The 14,301-nt window shown below is 64.0% G+C and carries 15 protein-coding genes and 1 pseudogene; 13 read left to right on the top strand and 3 right to left on the bottom strand.

The features are described from left to right. Positions 1 to 22: 22 nt before the first annotated feature. Positions 23 to 1,201 carry a glutamine-hydrolyzing carbamoyl-phosphate synthase small subunit gene (gene carA, locus WKH79_RS03365; protein ID WP_341859604.1) on the bottom strand — a complete coding sequence of 393 codons (1,179 nt, stop codon included), beginning with the start codon at positions 1,199 to 1,201 and terminating at the stop codon, positions 23 to 25. A gap of 149 nt (positions 1,202 to 1,350) precedes the next feature. On the opposite strand from carA, the gene WKH79_RS03360 reads away from it, so the two are divergent. From WKH79_RS03360 to WKH79_RS03305, 12 genes and pseudogenes are all read left to right on the top strand, one after another. Continuing rightward, entirely contained in the window at positions 1,351 to 1,803 is a 453-nt protein-coding gene (locus tag WKH79_RS03360) for a GatB/YqeY domain-containing protein (protein ID WP_063505829.1), read from the top strand. Further along, complete coding sequence (locus WKH79_RS03355; protein ID WP_341859603.1) at positions 1,800 to 2,543, top strand: hypothetical protein; 744 nt, start codon at positions 1,800 to 1,802, stop codon at positions 2,541 to 2,543. Before WKH79_RS03360 ends, WKH79_RS03355 begins: the two co-directional genes overlap by 4 nt. 4 nt (positions 2,544 to 2,547) lie before the next feature. After that, on the top strand, positions 2,548 to 3,249 hold the full coding sequence (locus tag WKH79_RS03350; RefSeq protein ID WP_341859602.1) for a hypothetical protein: 702 nt from the start codon (positions 2,548 to 2,550) through the stop codon (positions 3,247 to 3,249). A gap of 35 nt (positions 3,250 to 3,284) precedes the next feature. Next, positions 3,285 to 5,141 carry a DNA primase gene (dnaG, locus tag WKH79_RS03345; RefSeq protein ID WP_341859601.1) on the top strand — a complete coding sequence of 619 codons (1,857 nt, stop codon included), beginning with the start codon at positions 3,285 to 3,287 and terminating at the stop codon, positions 5,139 to 5,141. A gap of 52 nt (positions 5,142 to 5,193) precedes the next feature. Next, positions 5,194 to 7,200 (top strand): RNA polymerase sigma factor RpoD, encoded by a 2,007-nt coding sequence (gene rpoD, locus WKH79_RS03340; protein ID WP_050600620.1) that lies wholly within the window; start codon positions 5,194 to 5,196, stop codon positions 7,198 to 7,200. Positions 7,201 to 7,359: 159 nt separating this feature from the next. Next, positions 7,360 to 8,775, top strand: a complete 1,416-nt coding sequence (locus WKH79_RS03335; RefSeq protein ID WP_341859600.1) for an HWE histidine kinase domain-containing protein — start codon at positions 7,360 to 7,362, stop codon at positions 8,773 to 8,775. Then, positions 8,766 to 9,113, top strand: a complete 348-nt coding sequence (locus WKH79_RS03330; RefSeq protein ID WP_341859599.1) for a response regulator — start codon at positions 8,766 to 8,768, stop codon at positions 9,111 to 9,113. The genes WKH79_RS03335 and WKH79_RS03330 overlap by 10 nt, the downstream gene beginning before the upstream one ends. 75 nt (positions 9,114 to 9,188) lie before the next feature. Beyond that, positions 9,189 to 9,626: a ribose 5-phosphate isomerase B gene (rpiB, locus tag WKH79_RS03325; RefSeq protein WP_050600718.1), complete on the top strand. Its 438-nt coding sequence runs from the start codon at positions 9,189 to 9,191 to the stop codon at positions 9,624 to 9,626. 3 nt (positions 9,627 to 9,629) lie between these two features. After that, positions 9,630 to 10,943, top strand: a complete 1,314-nt coding sequence (gene glyA, locus WKH79_RS03320; RefSeq protein WP_341859598.1) for a serine hydroxymethyltransferase — start codon at positions 9,630 to 9,632, stop codon at positions 10,941 to 10,943. An 11-nt stretch (positions 10,944 to 10,954) separates the two neighbouring features. Then, a complete protein-coding gene (locus WKH79_RS03315) occupies positions 10,955 to 11,179 on the top strand; it encodes a hypothetical protein (protein WP_050600623.1) in 225 nt (74 codons plus the stop codon). After that, positions 11,180 to 11,650 (top strand): transcriptional regulator NrdR, encoded by a 471-nt coding sequence (gene nrdR / locus WKH79_RS03310; RefSeq protein ID WP_341859597.1) that lies wholly within the window; start codon positions 11,180 to 11,182, stop codon positions 11,648 to 11,650. It begins immediately after the preceding gene. After that, a pseudogene (locus WKH79_RS03305) lies at positions 11,637 to 12,364 on the top strand (RNA methyltransferase). Before nrdR ends, WKH79_RS03305 begins: the two are co-directional and overlap by 14 nt. On the opposite strand, the gene WKH79_RS03300 reads toward WKH79_RS03305, so the two are convergent. Beyond that, positions 12,354 to 12,665 carry a chorismate mutase gene (locus tag WKH79_RS03300; RefSeq protein ID WP_050600626.1) on the bottom strand — a complete coding sequence of 104 codons (312 nt, stop codon included), beginning with the start codon at positions 12,663 to 12,665 and terminating at the stop codon, positions 12,354 to 12,356. The pseudogene WKH79_RS03305 and the gene WKH79_RS03300 overlap by 11 nt on opposite strands. Positions 12,666 to 12,883: 218 nt before the next feature. Here WKH79_RS03300 and rpsD point away from each other — a divergent pair, with 218 nt between their 5' ends. Continuing rightward, the gene (rpsD, locus tag WKH79_RS03295) at positions 12,884 to 13,498 is read left to right on the top strand and encodes a 30S ribosomal protein S4 (protein ID WP_050600719.1); all 615 of its coding nucleotides are present in this window, start codon (positions 12,884 to 12,886) and stop codon (positions 13,496 to 13,498) included. 64 nt (positions 13,499 to 13,562) lie between these two features. On the opposite strand, the gene WKH79_RS03290 is transcribed toward rpsD, so the two are convergent. Next, entirely contained in the window at positions 13,563 to 14,246 is a 684-nt protein-coding gene (locus WKH79_RS03290; RefSeq protein ID WP_341859596.1) for a M50 family metallopeptidase, read from the bottom strand. Positions 14,247 to 14,301: the final 55 nt, after the last annotated feature.

Here is a 14,301-nt window from a genome sequence, read left to right as displayed (position 1 = left end):
AACCAGATGAGGCGAGATCGCCTCACCCCAACATCCCCACGAACTTCTCGAACAGGTAGAAGCTGTCCTGCGGGCCGGGGCTTGCTTCGGGGTGGTACTGCACGCCGAAGGCCTTCTTGCCCTTGATGCTGATCCCGCAATTGGTCCCGTCGAACAGCGAGACATGGGTTTGCTCCACACCATCGGGCAGCGTTTCGCCATCAACTGCGAAACCGTGGTTCATGCTGGTGATTTCGACCAGGCCGGTGCTCTCGCCCCAGCCCTCACCCACTCGCTGGACGGGATGGTTGGCGCCGCGGTGGCCCTGGAACATCTTGGCGGTCTTTGCGCCCGCTGCAAGGCCGAGCATCTGGTGGCCGAGGCAGATGCCGAACAGCGGAACGTCGCGTTCAAGCAGCCCCTCGATCACCGGCACGGCATATTCGCCCGTCGCCGCCGGGTCGCCCGGGCCGTTCGAGAGGAACACGCCATCGGGCTGCAACGCGAGCACTTCGTCGAGCGTGGTACGCGCGGGCACGACGGTGACCTTCGCCCCTGCCTGCACGAGATTGCGGAAGATGTTGTCCTTGGCGCCGTAGTCGATCGCAACAACGTGCGGCTTGGTGGCCTTGCCCTCGCCATAGCCGAAGCCGAGCTGCCAGTGGCCGCCGGTCCAGTCTTCATTGGCGTCGCGGGTTACGCCGGGGACGAGGTCGAGCCCTTCGAGCCCGCTCCATTCGGCGGCCTGCGCCTTCAGCGCCGGAAGGTCGAATTCACCACGCGGGCTGTGCGCTATCACCGCATTCGGCGCGCCGGCCACGCGGATGCGGCGGGTCAGCGCGCGCGTATCGACACCCGACAGGCCGATCTTGCCGTGATCCTTCATCCATTCGACAAATTCGTTCTGCGCGCGGAAGTTCGAATGCGGGGTCACTTCCTGCCGCACCACGCAGCCCACCGCGCCGAGGCCGCGACTTTCATGGTCTTCCTCGTTCGCGCCGACATTGCCGATATGCGGGAAGGTGAAGGTGACGATCTGGCTGTCGTAGGACGGATCGGTCATCACTTCCTGATAGCCGGTCATCGCGGTGTTGAAGCAGACTTCGCCCACCGCGCTACCGGTGGCACCGAACCCCTTGCCCCAGATGACGGTGCCGTCACCCAGCACGAGGACTCCCGTCGCGCCTGAGGGTTGCGCGTGCGAAGATGCGGACAGGGCCATGGGCACTCCGGGTAAAAGTTTTCCAGCGATGTTGCTAAGCCTCAGCCGCTAGAGACGCGCAGCCGTTCCGTCAAGCGCAACACTTGGCTTTGCGGCAGCTTGTTCTACAGGACATATGAACCATCCACAGTCCAGCGCATAGAGGCCCCATGCTCCGCGAGAAAATCCAGTCCGAAACCGTTACCTCGATGAAGGCCAAGGACAAGGAACGCACGGCCGCGCTCCGCCTGATCGGCGCCAAGATCAAGGACCGCGACATCGAATTGCGCACCGCGGACAGCAAGCCCGACGATGACGCCATGGTCACCGACGTGTTGATGAAGATGGCCAAGCAGCGCCGCGAATCGATCGAGATGTACGAAGACGGCGGCCGCACCGAACTGGCCGAAAAGGAAAAGGCCGAACTGGCGGTGATCGAGGAATTCCTTCCCCAGCAGATGAGCGAGGATGAAACGCGCGCCGCGATCGCGCAGATCAAGGCCGACCTCGGTGCGGAGGGGATGAAAGACATGGGCCGCGTGATGGGGGAACTCAAAGCCCGCCACGGCGCTACTCTCGACATGAGCAAGGCCAGCGGGCTGGTAAAGGAAGCGCTGTCATGAACCGATTGTTTCTCGCCCTTCCGCTGGCGGCGGCGCTGTCCGCCTGCGGCAGCGCGGACGAACCGCCCACCGACCTTGAAGCCGCGCGCAGCGACGGCGAGGCGCAGGCGCTGGCGCGCAATATCGAAGCGGGCGATTTCCTCGACCTTGCGCTCGGCCCCAAGATCGCCGGGCCGCAGGGCGAGGAAGTGGAAAGCGCGCTTTCGAACGCGGAAGGCAATTTCGCCGACATGCGCAGCTTCGTCGCGTGCCCCGCTGCAATGGCAGTGTGCGATCCGCAGACCGCGCCGGAGGGGACCGTCTATACCTATGTCCACGTCGTATTCCCCGGCGAGGACAATGAAGCGGACACCGGCAGCGGCGAAGCCAACGATTCGTCCGATGTCGAACGTGCAACGTCCTTCCGCATGACGCAGCCGGCGACCGGTTTCACTGGCGCGGCAGGCTATTCCAAGGACGAAGCGCTGGCCGCGATCGGCATGAAAGCGGACGTCGTCATCACCTGCGACGAAGGCGCGCTGGTATGGACGGTCAGCGCAGGCGACGGCGGCGACCAGTGGGAACAGGCCGAACCGCTGACCTTCTGGTGGCAATCGACCGTGCCGCCCGCGGGGCCCGCACCGGCCTATGCCATTCTCGCCAATTACACCCCCGCGACCGGCAACGGCCCCTATCCCGCTGCGGCACCCGACGCAGTCAACGCCTGCCTGGCGCCATCACTCGACGGATCAGAGGATTGATCGCTTGACCAGACTGAAGAATTTCGCGGCACCGGTGGCATGCATGGTGCTGGCGGCTTGCGGGTCAAGCGAGCCCGAGCCCGTGCCGACCCCCACGCCCACCGTGGCCGCGCCGCGCACGCTGATCGGTGCCGATCTCGACCTGTCGACGCTGGGCGCGCGCATCGTCGGCCCCCAGGGCGCGGAGATCGAAACCGCTCTCAGCAACGGCACCCGCCAGGTGGGCACGCTGGTGAGCTATGTCGCGTGTCCGGAAGGCATCGAGACTTGCAACCCCGGCGAATTGCCGGACGACACGGTCTATACCTATGTCCACAAGGTCACTCTGGCCGAGATCGACGATGTGGGCGCAGACGAGGCCATCGATGCGCCTGCCACCGGCGAGGCCCCGCCGACGCTGTTTCGCACGACGCGAAAGGTGAGCGGGTTCACCCAGTCGGTCGGTTATTCGACCGCCGAGGCCGAAGCCGCGCTGGGCGATCCCGACGCGATTTCGATCATCAACGACAATGGCAATCTGATCTGGCGCGTCGCCCGCGGCCCCGGCTGGCAACCCGGCGGCACGGTCACGCTGTGGTGGCGTTCGACCATGGCACCGCAAGGGCCGGCAGAGGCCTATCTGCTGGAAGTGGATGGCGAACAGATCGCTGCCACCGGCCCCTTCCCGCCCGAAGAGAAGCCTGTGGAGGGTTCGGCCGCGCGCTAGCGGTATACGCCGGGCTGCAGTAGGATAGCGCCTTCATGGCCCTGTCACCCCAATGGTTAGACGAATTGCGCATGCGGACCACGCTGTCCGCGGTGATCGGTCGCACCCTGCGGTTGACCAAGGCCGGGCGCGAATTCAAGGCCTGTTGCCCGTTCCACAACGAAAAGACGCCGAGCTTCTACGTCAATGACGAGAAGGGCTTCTACCACTGCTTCGGCTGCGAAGCGCATGGCGATGCGATCCGCTGGCTGACCGACCAGCGCGGCCTCCCGTTCATGGACGCGGTGAAGGAACTGGCGGCCGAAGCGGGCATGGAAGTCCCCGCCCCCGATCCGCGCGCCGCCCAGCGCGCGGAAAAGCGCGCCAGCCTGCACGATGTGACCGCCGCGGCGCAGGCCTGGTTCGAAGGCAATCTGCGCGGTGCCGACGGGTCGCAGCCACGCGCCTATCTGTCCCGCCGCGGGTTTTCGGACGCCACGATCCGCGAATTCGGCTTCGGCTACGCCCCGGGCGACCGGCAGGCGCTCAAGCGCGCGCTTGGACAGTTCGATGAAACCATGCTGAGCGAAGCCGGCATGCGGATCGAGGTCGAAGGCAAGGATCCCTACGACCGCTTCCGCAACCGGCTGATGCTGCCGATCCACGATGCACGCGGCCGGGTCATTGCCTTTGGCGGCCGCATTCTCGACAGCGAGGCCAACCCCAGCGCCCCGAAATATCTCAACAGTCCCGACACGCCGTTGTTCGACAAGGGCCGCACGCTCTACAATCTGCACCGCGCCGCCCCCGCCGCGCGGCAAAGCGGGCGGATGATCGTGGTCGAGGGCTATATGGATGCGATCGCGCTGGCCAACGCGGGCATCCGCGAGGCGGTCGCCCCGCTGGGGACCGCGCTGACCGAGAACCAGATCGAATTGCTGTGGCGGCAGGTCGAGCGCCCGATCCTGTGTTTCGATGGCGACAATGCCGGACAGCGCGCCGCAATGCGCGCCATAGCGCGGGCGCTGCCCATGCTGCGCCCGGCGCATTCGCTGGCTATCGTGCGCCTGCCCGCGGGGATGGATCCCGACGACCTGATCAAGGACAAGGGCCCCGAGGCAATGGAGGCGCTGCTGGCGCATCCCGACAGCCTGCTCGACACGCTGTGGGAATTCGAACGCGCGGCCTCGCCGCTCAATTCGCCCGAAGACAAGGCCGGGCTGAAGGCGCGGCTGCTCGACCATGTCGACAGCATCCAGCACCCCGATATCCGCGCGCTGTACAAGCGGGAATTGCTCGAACGCTTTTCCGCCTTCGCCTTTCCGCCGCGCCCTCCGCGCGAAGCGCGGCCGCGGGGGGACTGGAAGAAGTCCGGCTTCAAGCCGGCGGCCCCGACGCTTGCGCCCGAGGCGCGCGAGCGGCTGATCCGCGCGATGCAGGGCGGTGCACGCGACGCGTTGACCCGGGCGGTGATCGCCGGCCTGGTGCGTTTTCCCGACCAGATCATGCGCCATGAAGACACGCTTTCGGAACTGGCACGGCGTGATCCAAATGTCGGCCCCGCCATCGATTCGCTGCTTGAAGCTGCCGAGGCGCTTGATTTGTCCGCGCAATCGACCATATCGCTTGAAACAGGCCTACCCGCCCCACCGGAAAAAACCTTGTTCGCCTTCCTCGATGAAGGCACCGACCCGGATGATGCGCGCGAGGATCTGGCCGAAGCCGTGTCGTTGCTGGTCGAAAGGCCGGCGCTGGAATCCGCCCTTTCGGCGGCTACAGCGCGGTTCGAACGCGATCCTGAAGGCTCCATCGCCGAACAGGCCCGATTGCGCGAGCGGTTGTTGGCCCTTAACGAGCGGTTGAAGCGTTTTGGTCGCAGGAAGGCTGCAGCGGCCGACGAATCGGAATCATGATCCCCACGGGTGCGCGGCCCAAGGGCAAGACAAGACTGGACTGAATTACCTCATGGCCACCAAGTCGAAGACCAAGGACGACGGCGACGCTCCCCTGATCGATCTCAACGAGGCATCGGTCAAGAAGCTTATCACCAAGGCAAAGCGCAAGGGTTACGTCACTTACGACGAGCTCAACGATGCGCTGCCCCAGGGCGAGATGAGTTCGGACCAGATCGAGGATATCCAGTCCGCGCTGTCCGATATGGGCGTGCAGATCGTCGAAAGCGACGAGGAAGCCGAGGCTGCTGCCGAGGAAGCCGACGAAGTCGAAGAACTGGCGGCCAGCGCCAAGAAGGACACCAAGACCGCGGCAAAGCCCGCAGTCAAGAAGGCTGCCACCGGCGAACGCACTGACGATCCGGTGCGCATGTATCTGCGCGAAATGGGCGCGGTCGAGCTGCTGAGCCGCGAGGGCGAAATCGCCATTGCCAAGCGGATCGAGGCCGGCCGGGACATGATGATCATGGGCCTGTGCCAGAGCCCGATCACTTTCCACGCCATCATCCAGTGGTCCGAAGCGCTCAATGCCGAGGAAATGCAGCTGCGCGAGATTCTCGATCTCGATGCCATGCTGTCGAAGGAACCCCCGCCCGAGAAGATGGCGGAGGAAGAGGAAGACGATGACGGCGAGATCTCGGAAGAGACCGCCGGTCCGACCATCCGTGACGACGACGATGACGATTCGGACGAGGAAGGCGAAGACGGCGAGGAAGGTTCGTCCAAGCGCGACGACGAAGAGGAAGAGGACAACACCATGTCCCTTGCTCAGATGGAAGCCGCGCTGAAGCCCGACGCGATCGAACGCTTTGCCCGGATCACCGACTTGTTCGGCAAGTTCGAAAAGCTCCAGAACGAGCGCGTCGATCTGATGGCCCGCGGCGAGACCTTCACCGCGGCCAAGGAAAAGAAGTACGAGGCGCTGTCCGAGCAGCTGACCGCCGAGGTCGAAAGCGTGCAGTTCCACGCGACCAAGATCGAATTCCTGGTCGACAATCTCTATGCCTTCAACCGCCGGCTGACCGCGCTGGGCGGCCAGATGCTGCGTCTGGCTGAGCGTCACAAGGTCAAGCGGGTCGATTTCCTCGATGCCTATATCGGCAATGAGCTCGACGATGCGTGGCTCAAGGAGCGCGCCAAGAAGGACAAGAAGTGGGCGGCCTTCGCCGAGAAGGAAGCCGACGCGGTCGAGCGTATCCGGACCGAGATTTCCGATATCGCCAGTCAGACCGGCATGGCGCTGGAAGAATTCCGGCGCATCGTGACCAAGGTCCAGAAGGGTGAACGCGAAGCGCGGATCGCCAAGCGCGAAATGGTCGAGGCCAACCTGCGTCTCGTGATCTCGATCGCCAAGAAATACACCAACCGCGGCCTGCAATTCCTCGACCTGATCCAGGAAGGGAACATCGGCCTGATGAAGGCGGTCGACAAATTCGAATACCGCCGCGGCTACAAGTTCAGCACCTATGCCACCTGGTGGATCCGGCAGGCGATCACCCGCTCGATCGCCGACCAGGCGCGTACGATCCGAATTCCAGTGCACATGATCGAAACGATCAACAAGCTGGTGCGCTGCAGCCGCCAGTTCCTGCACGATCAGGGCCGCGAACCGACACCCGAAGAGATGGCCGAGAAACTCTCGATGCCGCTCGAGAAGGTGCGCAAGGTGATGAAGATCGCCAAGGAACCGATCAGCCTCGAGACGCCGATCGGCGACGAGGAAGATTCGCATCTCGGCGATTTCATCGAGGACAAGAACGCGATCATCCCCGTCGATGCAGCGATTCAGGCGAACCTTAAGGAAACCGTGACCCGGGTTCTGGCCAGCCTGACCCCGCGCGAAGAACGTGTGCTGCGCATGCGGTTCGGTATCGGCATGAACACCGATCATACGCTCGAGGAGGTCGGCCAGCAGTTCTCGGTTACCCGTGAACGTATCCGGCAGATCGAGGCGAAGGCGCTCCGCAAACTGAAGCACCCGAGCCGCAGCCGCAAGATGCGCTCGTTCCTCGACCAGTAAGCACACGCGCGGCCAGCGGCTGCGCGTGTGCCTCATAGTGCCCCGAACAAATATTTCCGACAGGCGGGAACCGCATGGTGCCCAATGCTTTTAGGCGCAATGCGGGGAAAAACAAATGGGGCAACGGTCGGGGGATCGACCGGCACTCGAAAGATGCAGATGTCGGACGGGTCCATCGATTTCAGAAGGGTGCTCGAGCACTCCCCCAACCCCTATATGCTGCTCGATGCCGAGTTGCGCATAAGCTGGGCCAATGATGCGTATCTCGCGGCCGTGGGACGCGACTGGGACGATCTTGCGCTTACCCATGTGTTCGATGCTTTTCCGGGTTCGGGTGAAAGCCATCAGCTCATGAAATCGTCATTCGAGCGCGTGCTTGAGACCGGCGAACCCGACGAGATCGCCCATCTCAAATACGATATTCCCAACGCTTCGGGCGGTATGGACGCGCACATCTGGAGCACGACCCAGGTGCCGATCCTCGACGACAGCGGGGCGGTCCGATACATCCTCCAGCACCCGGTTCAGATCACCAAGATCGAGCAGCGCGACACGGCGAGCGTGGTCCGCCGCGCCGAAGCGGTCGAACAGCGTTGGCGCGGCGCAACGAAGGAGCTCGAGCGATTGCGCGCCTTGCTGGAACAGGCGCCCGGCTTCGTCGCCGTGCTCGCCGGGCCGGAACATCGTTTCGTCATGTCGAATGCAGCCTATCGCCGGCTGATCGGCGAGCGCGACCTCGACGGAAAGAGCGTGGCAGAAGCCCTGCCCGAGATCGCCGAACAGGGCTTCGTTGACATCCTCGACAAGGTCATGGAGACCGGCGAACCCTATTTCGGGCGCCGGGAAAAGGTCATGCTCAAAAGCGGCGAGCATGACGAGTTGCGCGAACGGCATCTTGAATTCATTTTCCAGCCCATCAGCGGCCCGGATCGCTTCGACGGGGTTCTGGTCCAAGGGTATGACGTGACCGAGGAAGTGCTGGCTGAAGACAGCCAGCGCATCCTGATCAACGAACTCAACCACCGCGTGAAGAACACGCTGGCCGTCGTCCAGGGGCTGGCCCAGCAGTCGTTCAAGGGCGACAAGCAGAACCCCCAACTCGATATCTTTGTCGAGCGGCTCGCCGCGCTGGCCAGCGCGCACAGCTTGCTGACCGAGCGGCGCTGGGAATCCGCCGACCTCAGAACGATCGTGCGCGGCGCGCTCGAGGCGACGGCCGGGACCCAGCAATCGCGCTACACGCTCGACGGGCCGGACATCAGGCTGGAACCGCAACCCGCCGTTGCGCTGTCGATGGTCATCCACGAACTGTCGACCAACGCCGTGAAATACGGTGCCTTTTCCACCGACGATGGCTCGGTCGACATTCAATGGTCGTTCGAAGCCGGCGAAGATGGCGGCACGCTGATCCTCGACTGGCGTGAAAGCGGCGGTCCTTCAGTCGCCACGCCGGATCGCACGGGTTTCGGTTCGCGACTCATCCAGCGCGGGCTGGGAACACCGGGTAGCCAGACGACGATCGAATATCTGGCGGACGGGCTGCATTGCCGGCTCGAGGGCAAACTATGCCTCTGAGTGGCAAACGGATCCTCGTCGTCGAAGACGAACCCATCATCGCGTTTGCGCTCGAGGACATGCTGATCGAGGACGGCGCCGATGTGGTCGCCGTCGGTTCACTCGAGGGAGGTCTCGACCAGGCCGAAGCAGGGGTGTTCGATTTCGCCATTCTCGATATCAACCTGCATGGCGAGAAAAGCTACCCGATCGCCTTCCGGCTGGGGAGCAAGGGCGTACGATTCGTCTTCGCCAGCGGCTATGGCGTTGCCGAACATCCCGAAGAACTGGCGCATGTCACCACGCTAACGAAACCCTATGTCCTCGCCGACATCCGCAACATCGCAGTGGGCGGCTGACTGGCCGGAGTTCAGCGTGGGCAAACCGCCACAAGGAGGTGGCGAGCGGCACCGGAAACGACTATGGGGCTGCGCATGCGTATTGCCATTGCTTCCGACCACGCCGCTTTCGATCTGAAAGCCGATTTGCGCGACTGGTTGATCGAACAGGGTCACGAGGTCGCCGATCTCGGCCCGGATACCGCCGACAGCGTCGATTACCCCGACTACGGGTACAGGCTGGCCGCGGTTGTTGCCGATGGCACCGCAGATCGCGGCGTTGCCCTGTGCGGCAGCGGGCTTGGCATCTCGATGAGCATCAATCGCCATCCCGCCATCCGCTGCGCGCTGGTTTCCGAACCGTTGTCCGCTTCGCTGGCGCGGGAACACAACGATGCCAACTGCATTGCGATGGGCGCCCGCCTCGTCGGCAGCGACATGGCTAAGGCGTGCCTGTCCGCCTTCCTCGAAACCGATTTCGCCGGCGGCCGCCACCAGCGCCGCATCGACAAGCTATCCAACCCGGACATCTGATCTATGGCTACCCAGGCAAAAGACACCGCGCGCGACCCTATGGACCGCTTCTGGCACGATACGCTGGCGGAAGCCGATCCCGAGATCCACAATGCGATCCGCAATGAACTGGCGCGTCAGCAGGACAAGATCGAGCTGATCGCCAGCGAGAACATCGCCTCCAACGCGGTTCTCGAAGCCACGGGCAGCGTGTTCACCAACAAATATGCCGAAGGCTATCCGGGCAAGCGCTATTACGGCGGCTGCGATTATGCCGACGTCATCGAAACGCTGGCGATCGAGCGCGCGAAGCAGTTGTTCGGGTGCAATTTCGCCAACGTCCAGCCCAATTCGGGCAGCCAGATGAACCAGGCGGTTTTCCTCGCGCTGCTGCAGCCGGGCGATACCTTCATGGGTCTCGACCTCAATTCGGGTGGTCACCTCACGCATGGATCGCCGGTCAACATGAGTGGCAAGTGGTTCAACCCCGTCAGCTACGGCGTGCGCCAGGATAACGAGCTGATCGACATGGACGAAGTGATGGCGCTGGCGAAGGAGCACAAGCCCAAGCTCATTATCGCCGGTGGCACCGCCTATTCGCGTAGCTGGGACTGGGAAGCCTTCCGCAAGGTGGCCGACGAGGTCGGGGCCTACCTGATGGTCGACATGAGCCACATCTCCGGGCTCGTCGCGGGCGGCGCGCATGCCAACCCCTTCCCCCATGCCCATGTCGTCACCAGCACCACTCACAAATCCCTCCGCGGGCCGCGTTCGGGCGTGATCCTGTGGAACGACGAGGAACTCACCAAGCCGTTCAACATGGCGGTTTTCCCGGGCATGCAGGGCGGCCCGCTGATGCATGTCGTGGCTGCCAAGGCAGTCGCCTTCGGCGAAGCGATTCGCCCGGACTTCAAGGATTACGCCGCGCGCGTGGTCGAAAATGCCCGCGCTCTGGCCGAAGCCATCGAAGCCAATGGCCTGCGCGTCGTGTCGGGCGGGACGGACAACCATTCGATGCTGGTCGATCTTACGGCCAAGGACGTGACCGGTAAGGCCGCCGAAACCGGTCTCGATCGCGCATGGCTGACCTGTAACAAGAACGGCATCCCCTACGACACGCGCAGCCCCTTCGTGACCAGCGGCATCCGCCTCGGCACACCGGCAGGGACCACGCGGGGTTTCGGCCCTGAGGAATTCCGGACGATCGGCGCGCTGATCTGCGAGGTGGTGGACGGAATGTCGCGCAATGGCCCCGAAGGCGATGGGCAGGTGGAAGACAAGGTGCGCGGCAAGGTGGCCGAATTGTGCTCTGCCTTCCCCGTCTATCCCGGCCGCTGAGGAGAAAAGCGATGGACGACCAGAATCCCAAACATCAGGATCACGAACTGCTTTCCGACGCGAAGCACGAAGTGAAGGACATGGCGAGCAAGGGCCTCGACCACCCTTCGACGAAACCCGTGCTGACCGGTGCTGCCGTGGGCGCAATCGCAGGGGGCCTGCTGCCCGTCGTGACCTGGCCGATCGGGCTCGTCGCGGGCGCGGGATACATGCTCTACAAGCGTCTCCGACCGTAAATGCGGTGCCCTTTCTGCGCGCATGACGACAGCCAGGTAAAGGACAGTCGTCCGACCGAGGATTCGACCTCGATCCGGCGGCGTCGGCAATGTTCGAGCTGCGGCGCGCGCTTTACCACCTTCGAACGGGTACAGCTGCGCGAAGTCACCGTGGTCAAGTCGGGCGACCGCCGCCAGCCTTTCGAACGCGGCAAGCTCGAACAGTCGATCGCGCTCGCCTGCCGCAAGCGCGACGTTCCGCAGGAACGCATCGACCAGCTGGTCAGCGGGATCCAGCGCCAAGTCGAAACCGCGGGCGAGGCCGAAATAGGCTCGCAGCGTATCGGCGAAATGGTCATGGACGGGCTCCGCGGGCTCGACAGCGTCGCCTATATCCGCTTCGCCTCGGTCTATCGCGACTTCAGCGAAGCGCGGGATTTCGAAGAGTTTGCCAGTACGGTGCAGGAAGCGGCCGCCCATGAGCGCGGCTGACACGCACAAACCCGTCGTCGTGCTGGTGCGCCCGCAGCTGGGCGAGAACATCGGCAAGGCAGCCCGCGCGATGCTCAATTTCGGGCTGACCGAGATGCGACTGGTCGAACCGCGCGATGGCTGGCCCAACCCTTCGGCGGGTCCGGCAGCGGCCGGGGCCGATGTCGTGCTCGACCGGGCACAGGTCTTTGCGACCACTGCGGAGGCGGTGGCCGATTGCGCGCATGTCTACGCCACCACGGTGCGCAAGCGCGGAGTGACCAAGCCGGTCGTCACGCCCGAGGAAGCAAGCCAGGAAATGGCCGCCGCACAGGGACGCAGTGCAATCCTGTTCGGACCAGAACGCTCGGGCCTGGAAACCGAGGACGTCGCGCTTGCGCGGGCGATCCTGACGGTGCCGATCAATCCGGAATTCGGATCGCTCAATCTGGCGCAGGCGGTAATCCTGTGCGCTTATGAATGGTCGAAGCACGAGCAACTGGTGCAGCCCACGCAGGAAGAACTGCTCCCCCTGCACCGCAGGAAGAGCTCGACGGGCTGATCGCGCATCTGGAAACCATGCTCGAACCCAAGGGCTATTTCCTGCCCGCGGCACGCGCGGAAGCCACCCGGCGGACCTTGCGCGGAGTGCTTACCAAGCCCGGCTGGAACCATCTCGAGGTGCGGACGCTGCGCGGTGTCCTGTCGTCGCTGGGGCGCGGACCTAAGCCCTGATCCGGTCCCATTCGGCCAGTTCGTAGTCGATCGACGTCTCGACCAGCATTTCCCAGATCTGCGCAATCGGCTCTGCCGGCAGCGAGCGATCCTGCGCGTGGCGGCGCGCATTGTCGATGACCGCGCGCTTGCGTGCTTCGTCGCGCACGATCGCCCGATCGGGCTTGATCCGCGCGGCCGCCCGCATGTAGCCGAACCGCCGGTCGAGCAATTCCATCAGCTCGCGGTCGGTGGCATCGACGCCGGCGCGTACATCACGCATGTCGGCGCAGTTTTCAGGCAGCTTGAAATCATCGTTCATGGCAATGCGCCCTGCCCCGCCTGCCGGTGCTTGTCGAGCGCCTATCTTCGTGCTTGACGAACCGCGCCATATTGCTACTAGCGCGCCTTCGCGAATTGGCTCCGCACCCCGGTGAAGCGGTAGCCGCGTCGAACTCCTGAGCGTGTCGAAGGAACGACGGTGCGATGCCGGGTTGAATGGCCGTCAACGGGATGGCCCAGCAAATTGAAGGAAAGACTATGACGAAGCGCACCCGCGCCAAGTACAAGCTCGACCGCCGGATGGGTGAAAACATCTGGGGTCGCCCGAACAGCCCCGTCAACAAGCGTTCCTACGGTCCGGGCCAGCACGGCCAGCGCCGCAAGAGCAAGACGAGCGACTTCGGTCTCCAGCTGCGCGCCAAGCAGAAGCTCAAGGGCTATTACGGCGACGTGACCGAGAAGCAGTTCAAGCGCACCTACATGGAAGCGTCGCGGATCAAGGGCGACACCGGTCAGAACCTGATCGGCCTGCTCGAACAGCGCCTCGACATGGTCGTTTATCGCGCCAAGTTCGCACCGACCATCTTCGCTGCGCGCCAGATCGTGAGCCACGGCCATATCTATCTCAACGGTGTGAAGACCAACGTCGCCTCGGCGCGCGTCAAGGTCGGCGACGTCGTTTCGCTGGGCAAGAAGGCACAGGAAATGGCGCTGGTCATCGAAGCGCAGAGCCTGCCCGAGCGTGACATTCCCGACTACGTCAGCCCCGATGGCAACGACAAGGTGACCTTCACCCGCGTGCCCAAGCTCGACGAAGTGCCCTACCCGGTCACGATGGAACCGAACCTCGTGGTCGAGTTCTACTCGCGCTAAGCCCAAGCGGCAGCGACACAGCAAAAGGGCGGTCCCTCACGGGGCCGCCTTTTTTGTTGTCCGGTCAGTATCGGCTGGCAAACCGAAGCGACAGCCACACCATGACGAGGATCGTCAGCGTGATCAGGCCGCCCCAGAACCAGTAGGGCAGGAACAAAGCGTCGGCGATGAGGCCGGTGTCGGATCGCGCGGACTTGCCGCCGACCGTGCCGCCCGGGCTGAACAAATAGCCAAGGTCCTGATAGACGCTCACCACGCCTTGTACCCCGAGGAATTCCGCCGTGATCCGCTGCCATTTGGCACTGCCGCGCAACGCGATGTACCCGGCTGCTGCAGCGAACAGCGGAAGCACCACCCATCCGGCGACCGAGCGCACCCACACCGCCGTCGAGATCGCGAGCGCCCATGCGAGAACCAGCAGCGCCAGCTGCGTGGCCCGCCGCGAGCGCGATGCGACGATCAACAGGCAGCCCGCGACACTGGGACCCAGCAGCCCTGCCGCCGCGATGGCCGCCTGCCCGAGGTAGCCGATGCTGCCGGAGAACTCGGCAAAGCCCGAGCCATTGGCGAAGATCACGAGGCGATGGAATTCAGCGCCGAGCGCCATTGCGCTCAGCCCGTGCGCCATTTCGTGAAACCAGGTGGCCAGCAACGTGAACGGCATCAGCGCAAGCGTTCCGAAGCCGGTCTGCCAGGCAAGGATCGTCAGCCCGGCGAAGGCGAGAATATAGCTCTGTTCGCGCGGCATTGCCTTGCGATTGGGGGAAAGCCCCCATCTCGCGGGAGCAGCGGAACCGGCGCGG

The sequence above is a fragment of the Qipengyuania sp. GPGPB31 genome (assembly GCF_038396345.1).
Lineage (GTDB): Bacteria > Pseudomonadota > Alphaproteobacteria > Sphingomonadales > Sphingomonadaceae > Qipengyuania > Qipengyuania citrea.
This window is presented reverse-complemented; position numbering and strand designations above follow the sequence as displayed.